Raw genomic sequence first — 24,507 nt, 5'->3', positions numbered from 1 at the left:
TAGTGTTGGGCTTTTTTAGTATTTAGAATAATCGTTTATTGCAAAAGCACTCTTGTAAGATGCTTCATTAATGGTATTGTTTTCAGTAGAATCATAATCAACAAGAATTTTCCAAGTTTCGTTTTCTTTTTTTAAGAGTACATGAAACTTTCCATAATAACTTTGCTCTTGCTCGGTATTGGGGTTTAGAGTTAGTTTGTATATGCCACGTTCAGAAGCAGATTCATTATTTGAAATACGCTCTAAAAAACGAAACGATATTGTTTGAGTTCGGTTGCTGTTTGACCAACGCGATTTATAACCTTTTATATAGTCCTCCTTATTTTTAATGTGTTTTCCATTTCCACTAACACGAATTAAATCTTCGCTATGCAATGTAGCAAAGAGATTGTAATCAAATGTTTCAAATGCTGTTGTAAACGGTTCCCATATTTGCTTATTTATATCTGTTAAATGCGGTTTTTCTTGGGAAAATATTTGACAAACAAAAAATAGGGCAAGAATAATACTTACTTTTTTCATAAGGCTTTAATTTTGGAATTAACAGCTTCAATAATAATATCTCGAGGTGTTTGGTAATCAAACCAAATAGTACCTTCATCTTTTTTAAACCACGTTAATTGCCGTTTGGCAAACCGTCGGCTATTTTTTTTGATTTCAGAAACAGCAAATTCTAGAGTCCAATTACCATCAAAAAAATTAAATAACTCTTTATATCCTACAGTATTTAAGCTGTTTAGATGTTTAAATTTATAAAGATTTTTAGCTTCTTCCAAAAGACCTTGTTCCATCATAACATCTACACGTTCATTAATGCGTTTGTAAACAGTTTCTCGATCGGTATTTAATCCTATAGTAATGGTTTTGAACGGTCTTTTATTTTTCTTTTTGTTTAAGAAAGAAGAATAGGGCTTATGGGTTCCAATACAAACTTCTAAAGCACGCATTACACGATGTGGATTATCTATTGCTATAGTTTTGTAGGTTTCTAAATCTAAACGTTTCAATTGGTCTTGCAGGGATTTCAGGCCCTCATTATCATATTGTATTTTTAGTTCCTGCCTAATATTAGAATCTACTTCAGGAAAATCATCTAATCCTTTAGTTACGGCATCTACATATAAACCAGAACCGCCAACCATAATTACGATATCATGTTTTTTAAATAACTTTTCCAGTTTGTTAAGGGCTTCTTTTTCAAAAGAACCAACATTATAATCATCTGTTATAGACTTATGGTGTATGAAGTGATGAGGAGCCGCATTAAGTTCTTCTTGAGTGGGAGCTGCTGTGCCAATTTGCATTTCTTTAAAAAATTGCCGCGAGTCTGAAGAAATTATATCAGTCTTAAAATAATTAGCCAAAGCAATACTTAAAGCTGTTTTGCCTATTGCTGTTGGACCAACGATTGAAATTAATACTTTAGTCATAATGAAGTTTGCAGCCACACTTAAAGCAATATTCGGCACCATCAGCATGCTTTTCATTTAGACAATTAGCGCAACATTGCGAATTTAAGTGAACTTCATTTGGATGAGGTGGTATGGGGCCTAAATCTGTTTTACCATTACTATTGGCCTTTTTGGTATATTCTGCCGAAACTATACCTGTGGGTACAGCAATTATACCATAACCTAAAATCATAATAATTGTTGCAATAAATTGACCAAGAGGCGTTACTGGAGCTATATCACCAAATCCAACTGTGGTAAGTGTTACAATACACCAATAAACGCTTTTTGGTATGTTGGTGAAACCACTTTCTTCACCTTCAACTAAATACATTATGGTTCCAAATATAATGGCGGCAATCAATACAGCAAACAAGAAAACAGAAATTTTAGCACGACTAGCTTTAATGGCCGAAGCTAATTGATTAGAAGCGCCTAAATAACGAGCTAGTTTTAGGATTCTGAACACACGTAACAATCGTAAAGCCCTTAGTGCCACAAGTGCATGTGTGCCAGCAAAAATTAAAGACAGGTATTTAGGTATGGTTGAGAGGAGGTCTATAACACCATAAAAACTGGTAATATACTTGATAGGCTTTTTTACTGAAATTATTCGAAGAATATATTCTATTGAAAATAAAATGGTAATGATCCATTCAGAGATATTAAGAAAAGCATGGTATTTAGCATCTATGCTCTTCACGCTCTCAAGCATAACCAATAGAATACTAGCTAAAATAGCAATGAGTAATACAACATCAAATAACTTACCGGCAGGTGTATCTGCTTCATAAATTATTTCATGAAGTTTTGCCTGCCAAGATTTGTTATTGGTGTCGTTCATTATATATGAATTGCAATTAAAGATAAATTATTTTTTCTTAATCACGATTAACGAGTTGTTTTGTATATCTACAACATTGCTCATAAAATCTTTTAAATAACTGTAATATTCTTGTTCGTATATTGCTTTAGAAAAGTTAATTTTAAGATATATTTTAACTTGATTGTTTTCTGTTTTAGAAATAAAATTAACTTGACCTGTATTATTAGGTAAGTTAAACGTCTTAGATTCTGGCATTTCAACAACTTCGTACAAATCGTTTAAGTCAAGCGTAAGATTGTAGAGATAAGCATCTTTATAGCCAAAATCAATTGGGTATGTTCTTTCTTGAAGTTTAAAAGGGTTCTCTTTAAAAAAATTAAAAATAAATGGGTTAATGTAAATATTATCGCCTACAGTTTCTGGTAAATATTCTATTTCGAAATTTTCGTCAAATATGAAATCTGACTTTTCTTTTGTTTTTGTACTGTGGTCTATAACTTCAACGTTAGAGTTTTTTTCATTGAAATAATTCACATAATCTTGCTTATTACTAAAATATGCCTTTTTTAGTGGAATAGCGTGATAACCACTTGAGGAAGCATGCAATTGCCCTTCTATCAATTCATCTTCGTTAACCGAAAGTTCAGCCTTATATACTATTGTTGATACTTTTTTAGGTGCAATGTCAATCCATTCGCTTCCTTTTTTGAAATCTAATTTTCTACCGTATTGATTTAGGCATCTAAAAGGTAATTCTCCAAAGCTTAAGTATTCATCTGTTGCGTCTAATAGATAGGTTTTATTATTGATTTTGGCTTGGACAATTAAATAGTTGAAATCTGAAATAACTGGATATATTTTAGTAGGGAGACCGTTGCCTCTTGTTGACATTAATACTGGAGATACTTCTATATCGTATTCCTCTAAAAGGTTATGAAGCAAAATATTTATTTCGGCCACACTACCAGATTTTTCTCTAGTTAATTCTTTTACAGAAGACTCATTGTATATACCATAACGTTCATTCCAAGTGAAGTTATTCTGAACATATTTGTAAATGCCTTTAGCTCGCTTTAATAAGTTGGGTTCAGATAAAATACTATCAGCAATACTAACATTTGAGGCTACATTTTTATTTAATTGACGCCCAATATTTTCATCAGTTTTTAATTCCTTGTCAGCAGTTTCCCAGGTTTTGGTTATGTTGTCTACTGTACCATCAAAATAGCGTATTATTCTTAACTCGTAGTCTATTTTAGAAAGGTAGTTGTCTCGGGTAGTCATGTAATCTTCTTCTACAAAAGCTGGAATGTTGTTCATAACGTAATCGGCAGTAAAGCAATCTGCATAAGTTCCATTACCACCTTCTACACAACGATTTTTACGTCCTGTTTCATTTTTGGACAGTGGAAGTTGACCTACTAGTTTAATATTGTATTCATAAATAGCTGGTATACTGGTGTGATATTCACTATGAATTTTTGGGATATCATCTTGAAACTCCCAGCCTTTATATTTGTAGATAAAAGGCGACTCCATTTCATAACGATACGTAATTACAGAACCCTCTTGCACATTGGGCATGGTAAATTTTACTAGCGTGTAGTTCGCATTATAACGTTCTGTAAAGATTTGATCTTTATTTAATTTTGTTCGAACGACTTTACCATCTACTAAATTTTGAGTTTCAGCATATATGTCGGTTACCTTTTCTTTTTTCTTATTGCTATTGTATAAGTAGATTTTTATGGTGGCTTTTTCAAAACCATCGCGCTTTAGTATTTTTAACTTTTGTTTGTATTCAAAATTTAAGAAAAACGTATTCTTATTAATATAGCTATTACCATATTCATAAATCACCAATGCATTTGCAGTGGTGTCTTTCTTAAAGATATTGGTCTCTAAATCATTTCGCGATACATTATAGTCCTCTGAAGAAAAACTATCTTGAGCATAAGAAGAAAAAGTCAATAAAAACGTAAGTAGGATAAGTAGTCTCATTTAGTCTATTTTAATAATTTTTAATTTTTTATTACGGCGAATATAGTTTTGTATGATATGTTGAGCGTCACGATTATTCTCCATTGGTGTAATAATAGATCGTAAAACTTCAACATTGTTAATTTGATAGTTAAGATTAAAGTACCCCAAACCTTTAAAAATGCCATTTTCAATTAAAACGGCACTGCGTTCTTCAATATCTCGACCTCTGTCGATAACAACCATATTTTGATTGTCGTAACTATGCTTTGAAATTAGGGATTGAACGCGTGTATTATAATCAGACTCTATCTCTTCTTGAATACATGCCCCATTGCATTGTTTAATGCTATAATTAAAACAGCTTGTTTTAGAAGGGTATAAGCCAACTAGCTTTTGACACAAATTAAACTCTTCTACACTATTAAAAAGAAAACTTTTGGCGCTTTGTCTGTTTGTAAATGTTGTAATTGGTTTTTTGCGACCATCGGCTTTGTCAATTTGTAAGTTTAAGTAACCATTAGCATCTTTAAAACTATATAGTGCATGAGTAAATAAATTGCGTCTCAAGGCTCTATTAAAAAGAGGCTTATTACGTTTTATCTCTTCACTTTCTTTTAAAAGTGCTACCAGTTCACTACCAGTTCTTTCATAGGTTACAGCGGCTACTTGCCGTTGTAATTTTTTAGATTTAGATGAGGTGTTAGTAAAATGCTGACTAATTCTGTTTTTAATGTTTTTGCTTTTGCCAATATAAATAACATCACCATTGTCACTGTGCATGTAGTAAATACCAGTGGTGTTTGGTAGTTTATCTATAATTTGCTTTAGATTAGGTGCCATTTGGTTTTTTGGCTCAACCTTTATGGCATCTTGAACAATAAACTTTTCTAAATCTTTAGACAATAGCATTTTAAAGAGCTTAACTGTTGCTATAGCGTCTCCGTTAGCACGATGTCTATCACTTATAGGAATACCTAGAGATCTGGCCAGTTTACCCAAACTGTATGAGTCTTGACCAGGAATTAGTTTTTTAGCCAATTCAACAGTGCAGAGTGTTTTTCTTTTAAAGCCAAAACCTAGACGTTTAAACTCTGTTCTTAAAATACGATAATCAAATTGAGCGTTATGAGCAACTAAAATACAATCGTCTGTAATTTCAACAATACGTTTGGCAACCTCATAAAATTTTGGTGCAGTTCGTAGCATATTGCTATTAATACCTGTGAGGTTAACAACAAATGGTTGTATTTCACGTTCAGGGTTTACAAGACTAATAAATTGATCGATAATTTGGTGTCCATCAAACTTGTAAATAGCAATTTCGGTTATACCTTCTTCATTATATTTTCCGCCTGTAGTTTCTATGTCTAAAATTGCGTACAAAAATTCTTATCTCTTTATTTTAATTAATTGAAATAATTACGTTCACCAAATATACTACTACCTATTCGTACCATATTACTTCCACAGGCAATAGCTAATTGGTAATCTCCACTCATGCCCATGCTTATAACTTTTAAGTTGGAATCAATGGTTTTTAAATCTTCAAAAATGAGTTTTAGATTGTTAAATTCGGTTTTAATTTGATTTTTATTATCTGTAAAGGTAGCCATTCCCATAACACCGACAATAGTAACATGCTTTAGTTCTTTTATTACTTCCGACGATAAAATTGTTCTAGCTTCTTCAGGAGTCATCCCAAATTTAGAATCTTCTTCAGCAATTTTTATTTGCAAAAGGCAATCAATAACACGGTCGTATTTAGCAGCTTGTTTGTTGACTTCTTTTAAAACTTTAAAATTCTCGACACCATGAATAAGACTTACAAAAGGAGCCATATATTTTACCTTATTACGTTGAACATGACCAATCATATGCCATTCAATATCTTTTGGCATTTGTTCATATTTTTCAACCATGTCTTGAATTTTGTTTTCGCCAAATACGCGTTGTCCCACATTATAAGCTTCCATAATATCGCTTACAGGTTTTGTTTTAGAAACGGCAACCAATGTTACGTGGTCAGGTAAAGATGATTTTATGTTTTTAAGATTTTCTGAAATAGACATACTAAAATTCATAAATTGTAATTCCACTTCGCAATTTGGGAAGAATATAAGTACTCTTTGGAGGCATTTTCAAACCATCGTCAGCTATTTGCTTCATCTGGGAAATACTTGCATCGCACATGCCAAAACCCACTTTATATTCGCCACTGTCTATACTCGCCTTCATATTTACAATTTCATCTGTACCATGCGTATGGGCATAATCTATACGGTTGTCGTTGCGTAAATCACTTATACCTAAAATAGGTTTTAATATGGTTTTGTAAAGTATTTGAGCATCTAACTCATCAAGAGAAGTCTTAAATTCATAATTTGTTTTTCGCAAATACAAAGAATAAAATTCACCATCTAAATACATAGTAAAGTGATGCTGTTTGGATGGTGAATAGGGGATAACTCCTCTGTTTTGAATTCTGAAATTGGCATCAAGCTTAATAAGAAATTCCTCTTTGGTTAAATGGTTTAAATCCTTTATTAGCCTATTAAAGCTATGTATCACTAAATCTGATTCAGGAATTAAATACGACATAAAAAAGTTATAGGATTCGTTTCCGTTATGGCTTGGGTTTTTTTCCTTTTCTTCCTTATATAGTAAATACGATGAAGCCGATCTATGATGGCCATCGGCAATATAGACGGTTTTCATGTTCTCAAATTCATCTTGAATGATTTTTATAATGGCATCATCATTTACTTTCCACAAGTAATGCGTATCTCTGTAAGTCATGGAAAATTCAAACTCTGCATGCTTTTTTTGAGTTTTCTTTATAATATCTGCAATAATAGCATTATCAGGATAGGTTAGAAGCACAGGTTCTGCATTAAAACCTACTGTTTTTAAATAGGTTTTAAAGGTTTCCTCACGCAATTCAATAGTATCTTCGTGCTTTTTAATTACATCACGTTCATAGTCTTCCGCACTTGTTGCAGCAATAATACCATTAAAAACCTGATTGTGCCTGTTTACTATTTTGTAAACGTAAAATGAAGGTTTATCGTCTGTAATAAATATGCCTTCCTCTTTAAATTCTAGATATCGGTTTCTTACCAGTTTGTAACGTTCTTCGCCAGTTATAACTTGATCGTACTTATAGCCTGGATTAACAATATGAAGAAATGTAAAAGGATTGTAGTCCATTCGGCTGTCGCGCTCATCTACCGTATAACTTTGATAAGGACGTGAGGCTACCAAGCCAACAAGAGCTCTTGTTGGTCGAACAGCTTTAAATGGTTTTACTTTTGCCAATTGTTGTTACTTTACAAATTGACTCGAAACGTGTTCGGCTTTTCTGCTTTCAGAATAGTCATAAAAACCTTCTCCAGATTTTACTCCTAATTTACCAGCCCTAACCATATTAACCAATAGCGGACAAGGTGCATATTTAGGGTTTTTGAATCCATCGTACATGACATGTAAAATAGATAAGCAGACATCTAGTCCAATAAAATCGGCTAATTGTAAAGGTCCCATTGGGTGTGCCATGCCTAGCATCATAACGGTATCGATTTCTTTGACGCCTGCAACACCATTGTAAAGTGTTTCTATAGACTCGTTTATCATAGGCATTAAAATTCTGTTGGCTACGAAGCCAGGATAATCGTTAACTTCAACAGGAATTTTACCCAAGGTTTTAGATAATTCCATAATGGTATTGGTAACCGCATCGCTGGTATTATAGCCTCTTATAATTTCAACCAATTTCATAATTGGCACTGGATTCATAAAGTGCATACCAATCACCATTTCTGGTCTTGAAGTTACTGCCGCAATTTGAGTAATGGAAATAGAAGATGTATTAGTTGCCAAAATGGTGTCTTCTGGGCAAGCTTCATCTAGTTGTTTAAAAATTTTAAGCTTTAAGTCAATATTTTCTGTAGCAGCTTCAACTACCAAACTCGCATACTCAACACCTTCAATAACATCTGTAAATGTTGTAATGTTGTTTAGTGTTTCTTCCTTTTGCTCGGCTGTGATTTTTTCTTTGGAAACCATTCTGTCTAAATTTTTAGCAATGGTATCCATACCCTTTTTAAGGGAAGTTTCGCTAATATCGATTAATTGAACTTTAAATCCGCTTTGTGCAAACGTATGTGCTATACCATTTCCCATGGTTCCTGCTCCAATAACTGCAACGTTTTTCATAAAAAGTATTTTTTAGTTCCACGCTTGTGGAAATTTTAAATTATTTAAAATTGATTTATAATAAGGGTTGCAACACGCAATGCTTCTGTACCATCATGTAATGTTACAACGGGTTTTGTATTGTTTGTAATAGCATATGCAAATGTTTCCAACTCATCTAAAATTGCATTGTTGGCTGCTATTTCTGGATTGTCAAAATAGATTTGTTTTTTAATGCCTTCAGCATTTTGTAAAATCATATCGAAATCGCCAGGATTTTTCGGAGCATCTTTCATTTTTACAACCTCACATTTCTTTTCCAGAAAATCTACTGATATGTAAGCATCTTTTTGAAAGAAACGCGATTTACGCATGTTTTTTAAAGAAATACGGCTAGCCGTTAAATTGGCAACACAACCATTTTCAAACTCTATTCGCGCATTGGCAATATCTGGCGTGTCACTAATAACCGAAACACCACTGGCCGACACATTCTTAACGGTTGATTTTACAACGCTTAAAATAATGTCAATATCATGAATCATTAAATCTAATACCACTGGAACATCCGTCCCTCGTGGATTAAATTCTGCCAACCTATGCGTTTCAATAAACATGGGATTTTCTATTTTATCCTTAACAGCGGTAAAAGCAGGGTTAAAACGTTCTACATGTCCAACCTGTCCACGAATATTATGTTGCGCTAAAAGCTCACGAATTTCTTCGGCTTCTTCAACGGTATTTGTGATAGGTTTTTCAATAAAAATATGTTTGCCTTTGGCGATGGCTTGTTTGGCACAATCGTAATGCGAAAGCGTAGGCGTAACAATATCAACCATATCAACAGCATCAATTAAATCGTCAATGGAATTAAAATATTTGTATCCAAACTCGTCTACTACCTTTTTGGCATTAGCTTCGTCGGCATCATAGAAACCAACCAATTCATATTTATCAGATTGTTGTAATAACCTTAAGTGAATTTTACCAAGATGACCAGCACCAAGAACACCAGCTTTAATCATTATTTTATCGTTTTCAACAAAAATAAGATTTTTCGTAGTTTAATTACATGAATTTGAGTATAAAATCCAACTGGAAAAAATCTTATAAAAAATGGCTGCTATTTAATTTTTATGATGAAAATGTTTGATTAATTTTAGCCATAAAATTACTGACCAATTGAAAGACACATTTAAGCATAAAGGTATGCGCCAGCAACTTGTTAAGGTTGTTGAGAGTAAAGGTATTACAGATAAAAATGTTTTAAATGCCATTGGCAAAATACCGAGACATTTATTCATGGATTCAGGTTTTTTAGATCATGCTTATCAAGACAAGGCATTCCCTATTGCTGCAGACCAAACTATTTCGCAACCTTATACAGTTGCGTTTCAAACTCAATTATTACAAGTTAAAAGCGGAGATAAAGTGTTGGAAATTGGTACAGGGAGCGGTTACCAAACAGCTGTTTTATGTGAATTGGGAGCCCAAGTTTATAGTATAGAGCGGCAGCACGAATTGTTTAAAAAAACCAGTAAATTTTTACCAAAATTAGGCTATCGTGCTAAAAAGCTAATTTTTGGAGATGGTTATATTGGTCTTAAGGAAGAAGCACCTTTTAATGGCATTATAGTTACTGCAGGCGCACCTTTTGTTCCTAAACCTTTATTAAGTCAATTAGCTATTGGTGGACGTTTGGTTATTCCAGTTGGAGATGATGTTCAAACCATGACCTTATTTATCAGGAGAGACCCTAAACAATTTGAAAAGCATGAGTATGGCGAATTTAGGTTTGTACCTTTGCTTGAAGATAAAAACTAATTTTTCGGTAAATAGGTTTCAGGAATAGGGTGGTCTTTTGTTTCCTGCATCCAGAAAATATTAACAATCCACCAACGGTTCTCATCAAATAGCAATTGAATACTGTTTATGCCACGCATAAACGGTTTTTCATCGGCTTCACTATTAAAAGCTTCATAAGTACTGAATACTTGAGCAATGTTTCCAAAAACATCAACTTTTCTATGGATTTCCTTTTCGAAAAAACCATTATCGGTGAGCCATTTTCCAGAAGAGTTAATATAATCATCCACAGTCATGTATCGCGCTAAAAAATCACCTTCTTGATTGCGGCCTGTTGGTATAAGTTTTGAATTAGCATAAAAGAGGTGCTTCATTAAATCCCAATTACGCTCTTGGCCTTTTTCACCAGAAATAACACCGTAAAGATTAGTGATTAAAGAATCTATGCTAGAGGTTTTTTCTGCATACAATTCAGCAGCGTCTTGTGCTTGAACCCAAAAGGTATTGAAAATAATAAGGATAGTGCAAACAAACTTTTTCATAACTAAGGATTTTAATTAATAGCTCTTTTTTATTCTGTCTAAACGGACTTTATTTTCACGATCTTTTATGGTCTCACGCTTATCATAAAGCTTTTTACCTTTGGCTAGTGCGATATCTAATTTGGCATAACCTTTTTCGTTAATAAATAGTCGTAATGGTATTATTGTTAAGCCTGTATTTTGGACTTCCTTTTGCAGTTTTTTAAGTTCTTTTTTATTTAAAAGTAACTTGCGTTCTGCTTTGGGTTTATGGTTATAATATGTACCGTATAGGTATTCCTCAATCGTCATATTAATAACAAACAGTTCGTTATTATCGTTGAACTCACAAAAACTTTCAGCAATAGATGCTTTGCTATTCCTAATCGATTTTATTTCAGTACCTGTTAAAACAATACCTGCTGTGTACTTATCTAAAATTTCATATTGAAATCGCGCTTTCTTATTCTGTATGTTGATTGTTTTTTGCATATAGGCAAAGGTAATTAATTCAATGTATTACTGTTCATTAATTTCCAAAACCTGATCTGCAATTACACCATTAATAATAGTTACCACATAAAGGTTGCCGTTGTTGCTATCATCAATATCACCATACTTTTCTTTGCCAATAACCTGATTGACAAACATGGGTGTTGTATTACTATGGCCAACTATTAATACTTTTTTTCCACTATTCTTAAATTTAAACGTTTCTATGTTTAAATCTTTAGGATTGTAAATGGTCAATTCTACTTGGCACCTTTTAGCTGTTGGATTTGCTGTTTCTTTTGTTCTATGGTAATCTGTTGAATAAACGGCGTCAAAATCAACATGCTTTAATATATCATTCCAATGATTGGCTCTGGCTTTACCTATTTCAGTTAAATGTGGATCTCTATTTGTTTTGTTGCTTCGGTCTTTTTCAGCATGACGAATAAAATAAAATGTAGTTATGGTATTGTCTAATGGTCCAGTTTTACTTTTTTCTTGGGCATAATCTGACAATCCGATAAGGAATGCACATAATAACAAAGTTATCTTAAATTTCATGATGTTAGTTTTTTTGTTCCTCTAAAAATCGTAATACTGCTTTCCAATTGGCTTTAACTGGTGCCTGCACACGATCTTCTACCAACATAGATGAACCGTGTCTGCCATTGTTGGCTACATAAGTTTGATGACCAAACTGATCTGCTAGAGCTATTTGGTTTCTAACACTTTCAATCTGTGCTTCATCGTATGGTCGTAATAAAAGCATAGGTGTTTTTAGGGTTTCAAACAAACCATTAGGGTTACAGCCGGCTAAAGGTTCTCCAGAAGCAGGCGAAAAGGCCAAAACAGCATCGATTGAGTCGGGATTTTCATGTGCTAATTTAATGGCTAACGCAGCACTAAAACTACTTCCCCAAGCTATTAATTTGCCATTAAACCCATTGTTTTTTATGTAGTTTACACTAGCTTCTAAATCAGGGTAGGCATCGCAGTAATTGTATCTATTAATACCAATATCTGCTACAGTTCGGTTGTAACTGCCCAGTAATTGCCCACCAACACGTTGGTCAACTGCCAATATATTGTAGCCTTCCTCAAGTAGTCTTGGAATAATAGGAGCATATTCAGATCTTACATTTGCTCCTCCTTGATGGAACAATAAAATAGTGGCGCCCTGTGAGTCTTGCTGGTATAAATCAGCATAGACTTTTATGCTGTCAGCAGTATAAAAATGAATTTCCTTGCCTTTTGAGTTGGCATCATCTGAATGAACTTCAGAATCGGTTTTTGGGTTGCAGGATGAGTTGAAAATTACCAATATAAAATAAAGGAAATAGCTAGTTTTCATGATATTATTAGTTAACTGGTCTACTCAAATATAGACACAGTTTAATAATACCTGATTTAAATATTTGTTAAAATTAGTTTAGGCTAGCTCTAAAGCAATCTCAATCATTTCCTTAAAAGTAGATTCACGTTCTTTACTTGTAGTGCGTTCTCCAGTAACCAATGAATCTGAAATGGTTAGGATTGACAAAGCATTTACGTTATGTTTGGCTGCTACAGTGTATAATCCAGCAGATTCCATTTCAACACAAAGCACACCGAATTTGGACCATTTTTTGTAGGATTCGAAATTATCGGCATAAAACTCATCAGAAGTAAATACATTACCTGCTTTAAGCGGAATATTCTTTGCCTTTGCGGCTTCAACTGCTTTTTGAAACAATCCAAAATCTGCTGTTGGTGCATAATCGGCACCACCAAAACGTAGCTCGTTAACGCCAGAGTTGGATGATGCTGCCATAGCTAAAACAATATCTCGAATTTTAACATGTTCTTGATACGATCCAGCACTACCAACACGAATCAGGTTTTTAACGCCAAATTCACTTATTAATTCATGCGCATATATAGATATACTGGGCACACCCATGCCTGTACCCATTACTGACACACGTTTGCCTTTGTAGGTGCCAGTATAGCCAAACATATTACGGACTCTATTGAAGCATACAGGATTTTCTAAAAATGTTTCGGCTATCCATTTTGCTCGTAATGGGTCACCTGGCAATAAAATGGTTTCAGCAATATCTCCTTTTTTAGCTTCAATATGCACACTCATAATTTATACGTTTACTTTTGCTTTACTTTCTTGTACAATTGATACACCCGAAGAAGTTCCAATTCTATTGGCTCCTAAATCAATATACTTTAAAGCAGTTTCTAGATTTTTAATGCCTCCAGAGGCTTTTATCTTGGCTTGATTACGTACTGTTTTTTTTATCATTTTAACAGCAGTAAGTGTAGCGCCGCCTTTACCAAACCCTGTTGAGGTTTTAACAAAATCGGCTTTAGCATCTAAACAAATTTGCGTAGCCTTTACCACTTCATTTTTAGATAATTCGCAAATCTCTATAATAACTTTTAAAGGTGTTTTTCCAATGGCCAATTTAACATCGCGAATGTCTTTATAAACACTTACGTAGTTTTCACTTTTCAGCATGCCAATATTCATGACCATATCTATTTCATCTGCGCCTTGCTCTATAGCTTGTTTAGCTTCAAATACTTTGGTTTCGGTTGTACAAGCACCCAAAGGAAAACCAACAACTGTACACACCTTTACATTGGATTTAGATACTAGTTGTTTAGCATAAGGCACATAAGAGCCATTGACACAAACCGAATAAAAACGGTGCTTTTTTGCTTCGGAACATAACGCTTTAATATCTTTTTGGGTAGCAGAGGGTTTAAGGAGCGTATGATCTATATATTCATTAATCTTCATAAGATAATATTGTAGGTTAAAGTGCTGTAAAAATACGATTAACTGTTAAATAATTGCTATGAAATAGCAATTTTATCATAAAATTAAGAGTGCTCATAACGCATAAATTGAACTTTCTTTACAATTTGTTGATTTTGAAATTTTGCTTTGGGAATAATTCAGATATTAATCTGTTGTAAATGAATATTTTTTGAATGTTTTATATAATAACGCTTGTAAGGTGAAATTAATTATAGGGTTTAAAAAGTAAAAGGCAATACTCCTCAAAAAAAGATTTGTATCGCCTTTTCAAACTAACTAACCAACTATTATGAAAACGTAACAGTTTGAAATTTATTACGCATATTCACATTAAAATTCTTCAACTACTAAATCACCTTGATTTCTAAACACTAATTTATCATCAAAAGCATCTAAAAGTATAATGCTATCTGTCGTTACACGACCCGATAAAATCTCTTTACTCAACTGATTCAGTACTTCTTTTTGTATCACACGTTTTACAGGCCTTGCACCATATTCTGGATTATAACCTTTTTCAGCCAGATATTCAATGGCTTCTTGAGTAGCGTCAAAAGTGATACCTTGTTGTGCAATCATTTTGGTGATGCCTTTTAGCTGTAAACCGACAATATCAGTAATATTCTCTTTAGTCAACGGTGTAAACATAATGGTATCGTCTATACGGTTTAAAAATTCTGGTCTTACCGATTGTTTTAATAAAGCCAATACATCAACTTTTGCTGCTTCCATAGCACTATCAATATCTTTTGTAGCTTCAAAACGTTCTTGTATAATATGACTTCCCATATTTGAAGTCATAATTATAATCGTGTTTTTAAAATCGGCAATTCTTCCTTTGTTATCTGTTAATCGCCCTTCATCTAATACTTGTAACAAAATGTTGAAGGTATCTGGATGTGCCTTTTCAATTTCATCTAACAGAACTACTGAATATGGCTTGCGTCTTACAGCTTCTGTTAATTGACCACCTTCGTCATAACCTACATAACCTGGAGGTGCGCCAACTAACCTGCTCACAGCATGACGCTCTTGATATTCACTCATATCAATTCGGGTCATAGCGTTTTCATCATCAAATAAATACTCTGCTAGAGCTTTCGCTAATTCAGTTTTACCAACACCTGTTGTTCCTAGAAACAAGAATGTTCCAATAGGTTTTTGAGGATTTTGTAATCCAGAACGGCTGCGTCTTACGGCATCACTAACAGCTTCAATGGCTTCTTCTTGGCCAACTACACGTTTGTGCAATTCATCTTCCAACTTCAATAGCTTTTCGCGTTCACTCTGTAACATTTTGGTTACCGGAATACCTGTCCATTTAGCTACAACTTCAGCAATATCGTCATAGGTGACCTCTTCCTTTATCAAAGAACTGCCGCTTTGATTCTCTTGCAATTCTTTTTGAAGTTTCTCCAAGTTTTCTTGAGCTTCTTTTATCTTTCCATAGCGTATTTCAGCAACCTTACCGTAGTCGCCTTCACGCTCGGCGCGTTCGGCTTCTAATTTGTAGTTTTCAATGTCAGACTTGGTCATCTGAATATTATCAACCACTTCTTTTTCGCTCTTCCACTTGGCGTTTATTTCATTTCGCTCTTCTTTGAGATTTGCTAATTCAGAACGCAGCGATTTTAACTTGGCTTCGTCTTTTTCACGCTTAATGGCTTCAATCTCGATTTCCAGCTGCATAATCTTGCGATCCAAAACATCCAATTCTTCGGGTTTGGAGTTGATTTCCATGCGAAGTTTCGAAGCAGCCTCATCCATCAAATCAATAGCCTTATCTGGTAGAAAACGATTAGTGATATAGCGTTCCGAAAGTTCTACGGCACCAATAATAGCCTCATCTTTAATACGAACCTTATGGTGGGTTTCGTATTTTTCCTTGATACCACGTAAAATAGAAATAGCACTTTCGGTATCTGGCTCATTAACCGTTACCTTTTGGAAACGACGTTCCAAAGCTTTATCCTTTTCAAAATACTTTTGGTATTCGTCTAAAGTAGTAGCACCAATGGCGCGTAGCTCACCTCTTGCCAAAGCGGGTTTTAAAATATTGGCTGCATCCATAGCACCTTGTCCGCCACCTGCACCAACCAAAGTGTGAATCTCATCAATAAAGAGTACAATATCACCTTCACTAGTGGTAACTTCCTTAATAACTGCTTTTAAGCGCTCTTCAAACTCACCTTTATATTTGGCACCTGCAATAAGGGCACCCATGTCTAAAGCGAAAATTTGTTTTTCCTTTAAGTTTTCAGGGACATCTCCATCAATTATTCTGTGTGCTAAACCTTCAGCGATGGCTGTTTTACCAGTTCCTGGTTCACCAACTAAAATGGGGTTGTTTTTGGTTCGACGCGACAGGATTTGTAGAATACGTCTAATCTCCTCATCGCGACCAATTACAGGATCCAGTTTACCATCTCTGGCCAACTGATTCAGGTTTTTAGCGTATTTGCTTAAGGAATTATAAGTTTCTTCCTGACTCTGTGATGTTACACGGTCGCCTTTGCGTAATTCTTCAATGGCTGCTGTTAGGGCTTTTTCGGTGACACCTTGGTCTTTAAGCATTTGTGCTATTTTACTGTTTGATTTAAAAACAGCAAGTATTAAGTGCTCGACAGATACGTATTCGTCATTCATTTTTTTAGCAATGATGGATGCCTCGTTCAAGGTTTTTCCAGCATCGCGCGATAACATAATATCCCCACCAGAAACTTTTGGATAGCTTTCCAATTGCTTGTCTAAAGCCTGTTCCAATACGTTTACGTTGACATTCAGTTTCTTTAAAATGAAAGGCAATACGTTTTCGTCAACATTGAAAAGCGCTTTAAAAATATGCTCATTTTCTATTTGTTGATTCTCGAAGCTCTGCGCAAGCTGTTGTGCTTGCTGTATGGCTTCCTGTGATTTTATGGTATAATTGTTAAAATTCATTTGTTTAATTTTTCTTTTAATGTGTGTTGTTTGAAAGGTCTATTTCAATTACCTTACCAGTTCTATTTAGACGACAAAATGTCTGCTTATAGTTGATTATTAGTGACGTTTCGTCAGTTGTAAGATTTTGAAAAGTAACCGACTTACTAAAATAAAGCGTCAGTTCGAGTGTTTCTGAAAGAAACGTATCGAGAACAAGAGGATTGACTTCTCGATACAATTTTTCTACGAAAAACCACTCGAAGTGACAAGATAATAATATACTATGGGCATACTAAATAAACTATTCGGGACTTCTGAACCCAAAGAAACCAAGCAACTACCATGGATTCCGTTAAACGAGATCCAGCAACTGCAACATATTACCGAAAAATCGAAAACCAAAACACAGGTTATCTTTAAACACTCTACACGTTGTGGTATTAGCCGTATGGTGATGAACCAGTTTGTGGAATCGTACAACTTGACCGAAAAGGAATTGGATTTGTATTACTTGGATTTATTATCCTATCGCAATGTTTCCAACGAAGTAGGTTATAAGTTTCAAGTTATGCATGAGTCACCACAGTTATTGGTTATTAAAAACGGTGTAACCGTAGCACATGCTAGTCATGGTGCTATTAATACTATAGACTTAAAGCGGTTCGTTTAAAGCCTAGTAAGAAAAATTAGGTTTAGCGTGTATTGAAATTGTTAGTTTAAAAAACTAACTTCGCCCTAATGAATTTTGACAGCCAAATTATTTTTTTCTTTAGTGCGTTGGGAGCCTTTAATGGGTTTATACTAGCTATTTATTTTGCTGTAATTGCAGAGAAGAAAAAATTTTCTAACTATTTTTTAGCTTTTTTGTTGTTGGTTTTAAGCATCCGGATTATTAAATCGGTGTTTTATTTTTTTAATCCAGGATTGTCCGGTGTATTTATTCAAATTGGGCTTTCGGCCTGTATTTTAATTGGGCCGTTTTTGTACCTCTATCTCAAGTCGCAAACCACGCAAAAATCCAAAGCATGGGCTGTTCATGTTTTACCCTACTTAATTGGGATTACCATTTTGGGTATAAGCTATCCGTACATAGAGCATCGTCCAATATGGAGTCGGTATATTGTAAGAGGCATTTACTTGCAATGGTTGGTGTATATTGTCTTATCCTTTAAATATGTAAAACCACTTTTTAAAATTGCGTTTGAAAAAAAGAATAGGCTTAAGAGTATAGAGATTTGGTTGTTAAGTATATTTTCTGGGGTTTCGGTAATTTGGTTTGCTTACAATATAGCCTCGTATACCTCGTATATTGTCGGTGCATTGTCTTTTTCATTTGTACTGTATTTAATTGTACTGCTTTTTGTGTTTAGAAATAAAAAGGAAGCCACGTTTTTTGAGGAAAAGGAAAAATATAAGAACAATAAAATTGATGCCAAAACAGTAGCGCTTATTGCTACTAGAATCAAACAAGTCCAAGAACAGAACTTGTATTTAAACCCTAAAATAACTTTAGCCAGTACTGCAAAGGAATTAAACATTTCAAAGCATCAGCTATCGCAGTTTTTAAATAATAACCTCAATAAATCATTTTCAGTTTTCATCAATGAATTGCGAATTGAAAAAGCCAAAGAGTTATTGCAGACAACTAACCAATATACCATTGAAGGAATAGGTTACGAATGTGGCTTTAACTCGAAATCGACTTTTCACACTACTTTTAAGAAAGTAACCGGACAAACACCTTCCGACTACCAAAAAGCATTAGCAAAATAAGTGTGATATTATAAATTAGAACTTCTACTTGATAAGTTAGAACCCGCAAGCCATCAGGTTTTCTCATATTTGCTTTAAAATATTACTTAAATAGATATGCGAACACTTGTAATTTCTTTTTTAATGCTATTTATAGCATCTAATGGTTTGTCCCAACATAAACAATCTGGGCGAATAGTATTTGTGACTTCCAATCAGGAAACTTATGGGAACTCCAATAAAAAGACAGCCAATCATTTTGGAGAAATTGTATTAGCCTATGATGTATTTGTAAAACATGGCTACTCAATTGATTTTATAAGTCCAAATGGTGGTGCGATACCTATAGGGTATACTTCTGAATCAGATTCCATTCAGAACCATTACTTAAATGATACCAAATTTATGAAGGCATTAAAAAACACCTTGCGCCCTACAGATATCAATCCTTCAGATTACGATGCTGTATATTACAGTGGTGGTGGTTCGGCCATGTTTGGAATAGCCAATAACACCACAATTAACAGCATAGCCGAAGCTATTTACAGGAATAATGGCATTATTTCAGCTGTATGTCATGGTACTGCAGGAATTACCAACCTAAAGACCAAAACTGGTGAGCCGCTTTACCAAGGAAAGCAGATTAGTGGCTATCCAGATATATTCGAAAATAAAGATGCTGCGTATTACAAAACTTTTCCGTTTTCTATTGAAGAAAAAATAAAGCAGAACAAAGGAGAGTTTCGCTATTCTGAAAAGAAACGAGATAACTTTTATGTTATGGACGGTCAATTTATTACGGGTCAGGATCCGTCTTCAACTGTTTCTGTAGCAACACAAGTAGTTAAAACATTACAAAACCAATAAACTAAATTTTATATCATGAAAAACACCATTTTATCCATTCTTTTTGTTTTTTCGATAAACCTTATTAGTGCTCAAAGCCAAAGCGGAACGACAGATATTCAAGAGATTTCAGAAACCTTAATGTTGTATATTGACGGTACCCAAAACGGAAAGCCAGAAAAATTAAAAAAGGCCTTTCATCCAGACTTTAATCTTTATACGGTAACCGAAGAAGATAGTTTGCGTATTCGCTCTGGCGCCAAGTACGTTTCCAATGTAAAAGAAGGGAAAATCAGTAATCGTATTGGGCGTATTATTTCTATTGATTATGAAAATGATGTGGCTATTGCTAAAGTGGAAATTTTAGTGGCCAATAGAATTTATACAGATTATTTTTTGTTGTTGAAATATGAAGGATCTTGGAAAATAGTTCATAAGAGTTACACCTGGAAACCAGCAAAAAGTTAAATATTATGTAACAAAAAGTAATGATTTAAGTCATATAGTAGTTCATCAAATCAAAAAACATGTTTTTAAATCAACTCACCCGATTACACATCGTAAGTCTGTTTATTGCCTTAATGTTGTTTAGTATTAAATCGAATGCTGAAACAATTGATAGCAAACAAGCAACCACCTACACCATAACAATTCATAAAAGCAATCCTAAACTCGCTCAAATAGAAGCTAGATTTACACTCAAGGATAGTTTGTTGTATATGGGTTGGGGCGCATCGAATCTATCCAATAGATGGGCAACCTTTGTACACAACCTTGAGGTTATGGACAAACAAGAGCAATTATTGTCTGTACAAGCGTTAGATGATGCCCAATGGAAAATTAATGCGCCAATACATACGGAAATAAGATTACGTTATGATGTTCATTTAGATCATGAAAACTACGATTGGAGTAGTGGTATAGATGCAGTGGCTTATACAACAGATTTAGGAGTTTTCTATACTGGCAGGACCTTATTTGTACTTAACGGTGAAGACCGAACGAATATAAGCGTAAGCTTTAATATACCCAAGGATTGGGCGGTAACCAATCCATGGTCTGAAAGTGCTGAAAATGCGAAAAGTTTTATGGCAACAAATATTACCGATTTGGTAACAGCACTGATTTTCGCTGGAAATCACAAAGAAATATCACTTAAACGTGATGATTTTGAGTTGGTTTTTGCTTTGGGTTCTACAGATATTATGAATCAGGAAACTGAACTTAAGGAACTAGCTCAAGGTGTGTTGGATTATTATATTGAGCTTATGGGCGGAATTCCTAATCCGAGTCCAGATAATCCCTTACATAAATCTGTGGTTGTCATTAGTTCATCGGAGAAAACAGATGGCGAAGCTCTTGGTAACAATGTGAGTGTGCTAATTGAAAAAAATGGTGATGATTTATCCAAAACTTTTTCAAGATTTATTTTTGCTCATGAATTTTTTCATCTATGGTGTGGTAAATCTTTTAGTCCAGCATCTGATGATAGCGAATGGTTTAAGGAAGGTTTCACAAATTATTATACGTTGAAAGCTTTGCGTCACGTTAATTTTTTAACAGATGAATCCTATTTAGATTTTTTAAGTAGCTTTTTTTATAAACGATATCATAACGACGAGGGAGTTGGACGCTATGCGATGGCAGATGGAGAAAAAAAACATGATCATTGGGGTTTGGTTTATGCAGGTGGAATGTTGGTTGGCATGTCGCAAGATCTGATTATTAGAAATGCCACAAATAATGAAAAAAGCATAGACGATTTAATGAGGCAATTATTTGAAAAATATGGTGGAAGTAACAATACATATACACTGCAAGAACTTCAAGAGTTATATGGAGAATTAAGTGGTACTATTCCAACCGAATTTTTTAATATGTATATATTAGGCACAAATAAAATACCAATTGACGAATATTTAACTTTAGCAGGATTAGATGCTAAAATTGAAAACGGTCAGTTAATTATTTCAAAAACCGATGTGACAACACCCAAGCAACAAAATGTATTGGATGGTTTTTTTGGTGAGTTAAACACGAAATAAGATTATCTACCTGACCATTAAACAAAAAACTCCCTAAATTTGTTGGGGGTTTTTATGTATTTGAGTAAAAATTATTTACTTTTTTTAGGGTTATAAACGGGTAGGAGTTGGGTAGAAACTTCACCAAAACCAATACGTGTACCATCTTTTTCACAATGTCCACGCATAATGACGGTATCGTAATCATTAATAAATTTACGTTCGCTGCCATCGGTCATTTTTAGTGGTTTTTCGCCACGCCATGTCAGTTCCAGCATAGAGCCATAAGAGTCTGGTGTTGGGCCAGAAATGGTACCGCTTCCCATCATATCGCCAGAGTTTACTGGGCAACCGTTTACCGTATGGTGCGCCAATTGTTGGCACATGTTCCAATACATGTATTTAAAGTTCGAGTTGCTCACAACTGTTTCTTTAGCTTTTTTAGGTTTTATGGCAACCTCCAAGTTTATATCGTAGCTCTTTTTACCTTTATATTGTAAATAGGGTAATTGAGGTTTTTTAGGTTTTGGGCTTTCAACACGGAAAGGCTCTAAAGCATCCAAGGTCACAATCCAAGGAGAAATAGATGAAGCAAAGTTTTTTGCCAAGAATGGACCTAGTGGTACGTATTCCCACTTTTGTATATCACGAGCAGACCAGTCATTAAAAAGAACTAGTCCAAAAATATACTCTTCAGCTTCTTCAATAGGAATAGGTTCACCCAAATCGTTCGCATCGGTCGTAATAAAGGCCATTTCTAATTCGAAATCTACCAACTTACTTGGTCCAAAAACAGGCGTGTCGCTATCAGCTGGTAAGGTTTGTCCTTGTGGTCTGTGTACCGGAATACCAGAAGGAATAATAGAACTACTTCTACCATGATAACCGACAGGAATATGCAACCAATTTGGCATCAAGGCATTTTCTGGGTCACGGAACATAGTGCCCACATTAGTGGCGTGCTCAATACTCGAGTAAAAATCAGTATAGTCACCAATTTGTACAGGGAGTTGCATTTCAATTTCATCTAAACGGAAGAGTACAATTTCCTTGTGCTTTTTGTTATTCTTTAATTCGTCATTTTCAGCATCAAAAATTTTGGCAATACGGTTACGTACTGAGCGCCATGTTTTTCGGCCATCGGCAATAAAGTCGTTTAGGGAATCCTGTAGAAAGATATCGTCGGTTAACGGAATACCATCAAAATAACCCAATTGGTGCAAAGCACCTAAATCAATAGCTGTATCACCAATTCGTGTTCCAATGGTAATAATATCGTCACGTGTTAAAAACACACCAAACGGAATATTTTGAATCGGGAAATCAGAATTTTTATCGACATGTAACCAAGACCTTCTATCTGGATTGTTGGCTGAAAGTGGCATAGTATTGTTTAAATTTAATAGTTGATAATTCTAGTCAAACCTACATAACTTTTTATTTTAAAACTAATTTTAAACATAAAATATAGGTTGTAGAAAGTTATTTACAGCTGTGTAAAACTTCTTGAGGTAAATATATGTTTTTTGAATAATTAAATACATGGATTTGTTATTTTTGACTTCAATTTAACTATAACCAAAATTTATGCAACGCGACGAACAAATTTTTGAATTGATAGCGGCTGAAAAAGAACGTCAGCTTCATGGTATAGAACTTATTGCATCGGAGAATTTTGTAAGTGACCAAGTGATGGAAGCAGCAGGTTCTGTATTAACTAATAAATATGCTGAAGGCTACCCAGGAAAGCGCTATTATGGCGGCTGTGAAGTGGTTGATGAAGTGGAGAATTTAGCAATTGAGCGCGCTAAAACCTTGTTTAATGCCGAATATGTAAACGTACAGCCACATTCGGGAAGTCAGGCCAATACGGCTGTCTTTGCCGCTTGCCTAAAACCAGGTGATACGATTCTGGGTTTTGATTTGTCGCATGGAGGGCATTTAACACATGGCTCGCCAGTAAACTTTTCTGGAAAATTATATAATCCGGTTTTTTATGGCGTAAAAAAGGAAACTGGTTTAATTGATTACGACCATGTTGCTGAAATGGCGCAAAAAGAAAAGCCAAAACTAATTATTGCAGGAGCTTCTGCCTATTCGCGTGATATGGACTTTAAACGTTTCCGTGAGATTGCTGATTCTGTTGGAGCAATTTTGTTGGCCGATATTTCTCACCCAGCTGGATTGATTGCCAAAGGTATTTTGAATGATCCATTACCTCATTGCCATATTGTGACTACAACAACTCACAAGACCTTACGTGGACCAAGAGGTGGAATGATTATGATGGGTCAGGATTTTGATAATCCGTTCGATATTACCTTAAAAAATGGTAGCTTACGTAAAATGTCGTCGTTGCTGGATTCCGGTGTATTTCCAGGAAACCAAGGTGGACCTTTAGAACATATTATAGCTGCTAAAGCCATTGCTTTTGGTGAAGCCTTAACAGATGATTTTATGCATTATATGTTGCAGGTAAAGAAAAATGCAGCTGCTATGTCTGAAGCGTTTGTGAAGCGTGACTATCACATTATTTCTGGTGGTACGGACAATCATATGATGTTGATTGATTTACGTAATAAAAATATTACAGGCAAAGATGCAGAACAAGCCTTGGTGAAAGCTGAAATTACCGTAAATAAAAACATGGTGCCATTTGATGATAAAAGTCCTTTTGTTACATCAGGCATTCGAGTGGGTACGCCAGCGATTACTACACGAGGTTTGAAAGAAGATGATATGGAAGCTATTGTTGCTTTAGTTGATGAGGTGATTATGAACTATGAAGATGAAGCTAAACTAGAACAAGTAGCCGAAAAAGTGAATGCGTTGATGGAGGGTTTACCATTATTTGCATAGCATTAATATAACAACACAA

The 24,507-nt window shown here is 34.5% G+C and carries 24 protein-coding genes; 7 read left to right on the top strand and 17 right to left on the bottom strand.

What is annotated here, in order from left to right; genetic code table 11:
- Positions 1-15: 15 nt before the first annotated feature.
- From MTX13_RS01650 to MTX13_RS01610, 9 genes are read right to left on the bottom strand one after another with little or no spacing between them, the layout of a single operon-like run.
- Positions 16-522, bottom strand: a complete 507-nt coding sequence (locus MTX13_RS01650) for a YybH family protein (RefSeq protein ID WP_250432632.1) — start codon at positions 520-522, stop codon at positions 16-18.
- Positions 519-1,430 (bottom strand): tRNA (adenosine(37)-N6)-dimethylallyltransferase MiaA, encoded by a 912-nt coding sequence (gene miaA, locus MTX13_RS01645; protein WP_250432631.1) that lies wholly within the window; start codon positions 1,428-1,430, stop codon positions 519-521. Before miaA ends, MTX13_RS01650 begins: the two co-directional genes overlap by 4 nt.
- Positions 1,423-2,295 (bottom strand): ion transporter, encoded by an 873-nt coding sequence (locus MTX13_RS01640; protein ID WP_250432630.1) that lies wholly within the window; start codon positions 2,293-2,295, stop codon positions 1,423-1,425. Before MTX13_RS01640 ends, miaA begins: the two co-directional genes overlap by 8 nt.
- A 27-nt stretch (positions 2,296-2,322) precedes the next feature.
- A complete protein-coding gene (locus tag MTX13_RS01635) occupies positions 2,323-4,278 on the bottom strand; it encodes a DUF3857 domain-containing protein (RefSeq protein ID WP_250432629.1) in 1,956 nt (651 codons plus the stop codon).
- Positions 4,279-5,643, bottom strand: a complete 1,365-nt coding sequence (locus tag MTX13_RS01630; RefSeq protein ID WP_250432628.1) for an exonuclease domain-containing protein — start codon at positions 5,641-5,643, stop codon at positions 4,279-4,281.
- Between the two features lie 23 nt (positions 5,644-5,666).
- Positions 5,667-6,329, bottom strand: coding sequence for a YggS family pyridoxal phosphate-dependent enzyme (locus tag MTX13_RS01625; RefSeq protein WP_250433850.1), 663 nt, complete (start codon positions 6,327-6,329; stop codon positions 5,667-5,669).
- A gap of 1 nt (position 6,330) precedes the next feature.
- Positions 6,331-7,575 carry a DUF1015 domain-containing protein gene (locus MTX13_RS01620; RefSeq protein ID WP_250432627.1) on the bottom strand — a complete coding sequence of 415 codons (1,245 nt, stop codon included), beginning with the start codon at positions 7,573-7,575 and terminating at the stop codon, positions 6,331-6,333.
- Positions 7,576-7,581: 6 nt separating this feature from the next.
- Complete coding sequence (locus MTX13_RS01615) at positions 7,582-8,472, bottom strand: 3-hydroxyacyl-CoA dehydrogenase family protein (RefSeq protein WP_250432626.1); 891 nt, start codon at positions 8,470-8,472, stop codon at positions 7,582-7,584.
- Between the two features lie 44 nt (positions 8,473-8,516).
- A complete protein-coding gene (locus tag MTX13_RS01610) occupies positions 8,517-9,476 on the bottom strand; it encodes a Gfo/Idh/MocA family protein (RefSeq protein WP_250432625.1) in 960 nt (319 codons plus the stop codon).
- 157 nt (positions 9,477-9,633) lie between these two features.
- On the opposite strand from MTX13_RS01610, the gene MTX13_RS01605 reads away from it, so the two are divergent.
- On the top strand, positions 9,634-10,275 hold the full coding sequence (locus MTX13_RS01605; protein ID WP_250432624.1) for a protein-L-isoaspartate(D-aspartate) O-methyltransferase: 642 nt from the start codon (positions 9,634-9,636) through the stop codon (positions 10,273-10,275).
- Here MTX13_RS01605 and MTX13_RS01600 read toward each other — a convergent pair.
- From MTX13_RS01600 to clpB, 7 genes are all read right to left on the bottom strand, one after another.
- Entirely contained in the window at positions 10,272-10,799 is a 528-nt protein-coding gene (locus MTX13_RS01600) for a hypothetical protein (RefSeq protein WP_250432623.1), read from the bottom strand. The genes MTX13_RS01605 and MTX13_RS01600 overlap by 4 nt on opposite strands.
- A gap of 15 nt (positions 10,800-10,814) precedes the next feature.
- Positions 10,815-11,270 carry an SsrA-binding protein SmpB gene (gene smpB, locus MTX13_RS01595; RefSeq protein ID WP_250432622.1) on the bottom strand — a complete coding sequence of 152 codons (456 nt, stop codon included), beginning with the start codon at positions 11,268-11,270 and terminating at the stop codon, positions 10,815-10,817.
- Positions 11,271-11,297: 27 nt separating this feature from the next.
- Positions 11,298-11,831 carry a phosphoglycerate mutase family protein gene (locus MTX13_RS01590; protein ID WP_250432621.1) on the bottom strand — a complete coding sequence of 178 codons (534 nt, stop codon included), beginning with the start codon at positions 11,829-11,831 and terminating at the stop codon, positions 11,298-11,300.
- Positions 11,832-11,835: 4 nt separating this feature from the next.
- Positions 11,836-12,621, bottom strand: coding sequence for an alpha/beta hydrolase (locus MTX13_RS01585; protein ID WP_250432620.1), 786 nt, complete (start codon positions 12,619-12,621; stop codon positions 11,836-11,838).
- A 78-nt stretch (positions 12,622-12,699) separates the two neighbouring features.
- Positions 12,700-13,398, bottom strand: coding sequence for a purine-nucleoside phosphorylase (deoD, locus tag MTX13_RS01580; RefSeq protein ID WP_250432619.1), 699 nt, complete (start codon positions 13,396-13,398; stop codon positions 12,700-12,702).
- Between the two features lie 3 nt (positions 13,399-13,401).
- Complete coding sequence (gene deoC / locus MTX13_RS01575; RefSeq protein ID WP_250432618.1) at positions 13,402-14,064, bottom strand: deoxyribose-phosphate aldolase; 663 nt, start codon at positions 14,062-14,064, stop codon at positions 13,402-13,404.
- A 351-nt stretch (positions 14,065-14,415) separates the two neighbouring features.
- The gene (gene clpB / locus MTX13_RS01570; protein ID WP_250432617.1) at positions 14,416-17,025 is read right to left on the bottom strand and encodes an ATP-dependent chaperone ClpB; all 2,610 of its coding nucleotides are present in this window, start codon (positions 17,023-17,025) and stop codon (positions 14,416-14,418) included.
- A gap of 265 nt (positions 17,026-17,290) precedes the next feature.
- On the opposite strand from clpB, the gene ytxJ reads away from it, so the two are divergent.
- The 5 genes from ytxJ (at position 17,291) to MTX13_RS01545 (ending at position 21,650) form a co-directional block, all read left to right on the top strand.
- The gene (ytxJ, locus tag MTX13_RS01565; RefSeq protein ID WP_250432616.1) at positions 17,291-17,677 is read left to right on the top strand and encodes a bacillithiol system redox-active protein YtxJ; all 387 of its coding nucleotides are present in this window, start codon (positions 17,291-17,293) and stop codon (positions 17,675-17,677) included.
- A gap of 68 nt (positions 17,678-17,745) precedes the next feature.
- The gene (locus MTX13_RS01560) at positions 17,746-18,780 is read left to right on the top strand and encodes a helix-turn-helix domain-containing protein (RefSeq protein ID WP_250432615.1); all 1,035 of its coding nucleotides are present in this window, start codon (positions 17,746-17,748) and stop codon (positions 18,778-18,780) included.
- Positions 18,781-18,876: 96 nt separating this feature from the next.
- Positions 18,877-19,626 carry a type 1 glutamine amidotransferase domain-containing protein gene (locus MTX13_RS01555; RefSeq protein ID WP_250432614.1) on the top strand — a complete coding sequence of 250 codons (750 nt, stop codon included), beginning with the start codon at positions 18,877-18,879 and terminating at the stop codon, positions 19,624-19,626.
- 15 nt (positions 19,627-19,641) lie between these two features.
- Positions 19,642-20,073, top strand: a complete 432-nt coding sequence (locus tag MTX13_RS01550) for a nuclear transport factor 2 family protein (RefSeq protein WP_250432613.1) — start codon at positions 19,642-19,644, stop codon at positions 20,071-20,073.
- Between the two features lie 59 nt (positions 20,074-20,132).
- Positions 20,133-21,650 (top strand): M61 family metallopeptidase, encoded by a 1,518-nt coding sequence (locus MTX13_RS01545; protein WP_250432612.1) that lies wholly within the window; start codon positions 20,133-20,135, stop codon positions 21,648-21,650.
- 71 nt (positions 21,651-21,721) lie between these two features.
- Here the strand turns inward: MTX13_RS01545 and fahA are convergent, their stop codons facing one another.
- On the bottom strand, positions 21,722-23,014 hold the full coding sequence (gene fahA / locus MTX13_RS01540) for a fumarylacetoacetase (protein WP_250432611.1): 1,293 nt from the start codon (positions 23,012-23,014) through the stop codon (positions 21,722-21,724).
- Between the two features lie 202 nt (positions 23,015-23,216).
- Between fahA and MTX13_RS01535 the strand changes: the two genes are divergently transcribed.
- On the top strand, positions 23,217-24,488 hold the full coding sequence (locus MTX13_RS01535) for a serine hydroxymethyltransferase (protein ID WP_250432610.1): 1,272 nt from the start codon (positions 23,217-23,219) through the stop codon (positions 24,486-24,488).
- Positions 24,489-24,507: the final 19 nt, after the last annotated feature.

It is taken from the genome of Hanstruepera flava, from assembly GCF_023634025.1.
GTDB classification, from domain to species: domain Bacteria; phylum Bacteroidota; class Bacteroidia; order Flavobacteriales; family Flavobacteriaceae; genus Hanstruepera; species Hanstruepera flava.
Note: the sequence above shows the minus strand (reverse complement) of the source record. Positions and strands in the feature narration are given on the sequence as shown.

Coding starts and splice junctions, on each gene's coding strand:
- MTX13_RS01650 (WP_250432632.1), bottom strand. CDS start 522: ATGAAAAAAGTAAGTATTATTCTTGCCCTATTTTTTGTTTGTCAAATA.
- miaA (WP_250432631.1), bottom strand. CDS start 1,430: ATGACTAAAGTATTAATTTCAATCGTTGGTCCAACAGCAATAGGCAAA.
- MTX13_RS01640 (WP_250432630.1), bottom strand. CDS start 2,295: ATGAACGACACCAATAACAAATCTTGGCAGGCAAAACTTCATGAAATA.
- MTX13_RS01635 (WP_250432629.1), bottom strand. CDS start 4,278: ATGAGACTACTTATCCTACTTACGTTTTTATTGACTTTTTCTTCTTAT.
- MTX13_RS01625 (WP_250433850.1), bottom strand. CDS start 6,329: ATGTCTATTTCAGAAAATCTTAAAAACATAAAATCATCTTTACCTGAC.
- MTX13_RS01615 (WP_250432626.1), bottom strand. CDS start 8,472: ATGAAAAACGTTGCAGTTATTGGAGCAGGAACCATGGGAAATGGTATA.
- MTX13_RS01610 (WP_250432625.1), bottom strand. CDS start 9,476: ATGATTAAAGCTGGTGTTCTTGGTGCTGGTCATCTTGGTAAAATTCAC.
- MTX13_RS01600 (WP_250432623.1), bottom strand. CDS start 10,799: ATGAAAAAGTTTGTTTGCACTATCCTTATTATTTTCAATACCTTTTGG.
- smpB (WP_250432622.1), bottom strand. CDS start 11,270: ATGCAAAAAACAATCAACATACAGAATAAGAAAGCGCGATTTCAATAT.
- MTX13_RS01590 (WP_250432621.1), bottom strand. CDS start 11,831: ATGAAATTTAAGATAACTTTGTTATTATGTGCATTCCTTATCGGATTG.
- MTX13_RS01585 (WP_250432620.1), bottom strand. CDS start 12,621: ATGAAAACTAGCTATTTCCTTTATTTTATATTGGTAATTTTCAACTCA.
- deoD (WP_250432619.1), bottom strand. CDS start 13,398: ATGAGTGTGCATATTGAAGCTAAAAAAGGAGATATTGCTGAAACCATT.
- deoC (WP_250432618.1), bottom strand. CDS start 14,064: ATGAAGATTAATGAATATATAGATCATACGCTCCTTAAACCCTCTGCT.
- clpB (WP_250432617.1), bottom strand. CDS start 17,025: ATGAATTTTAACAATTATACCATAAAATCACAGGAAGCCATACAGCAA.
- ytxJ (WP_250432616.1), top strand. CDS start 17,291: ATGGGCATACTAAATAAACTATTCGGGACTTCTGAACCCAAAGAAACC.
- MTX13_RS01560 (WP_250432615.1), top strand. CDS start 17,746: ATGAATTTTGACAGCCAAATTATTTTTTTCTTTAGTGCGTTGGGAGCC.
- MTX13_RS01555 (WP_250432614.1), top strand. CDS start 18,877: ATGCGAACACTTGTAATTTCTTTTTTAATGCTATTTATAGCATCTAAT.
- MTX13_RS01550 (WP_250432613.1), top strand. CDS start 19,642: ATGAAAAACACCATTTTATCCATTCTTTTTGTTTTTTCGATAAACCTT.
- MTX13_RS01545 (WP_250432612.1), top strand. CDS start 20,133: ATGTTTTTAAATCAACTCACCCGATTACACATCGTAAGTCTGTTTATT.
- fahA (WP_250432611.1), bottom strand. CDS start 23,014: ATGCCACTTTCAGCCAACAATCCAGATAGAAGGTCTTGGTTACATGTC.
- MTX13_RS01535 (WP_250432610.1), top strand. CDS start 23,217: ATGCAACGCGACGAACAAATTTTTGAATTGATAGCGGCTGAAAAAGAA.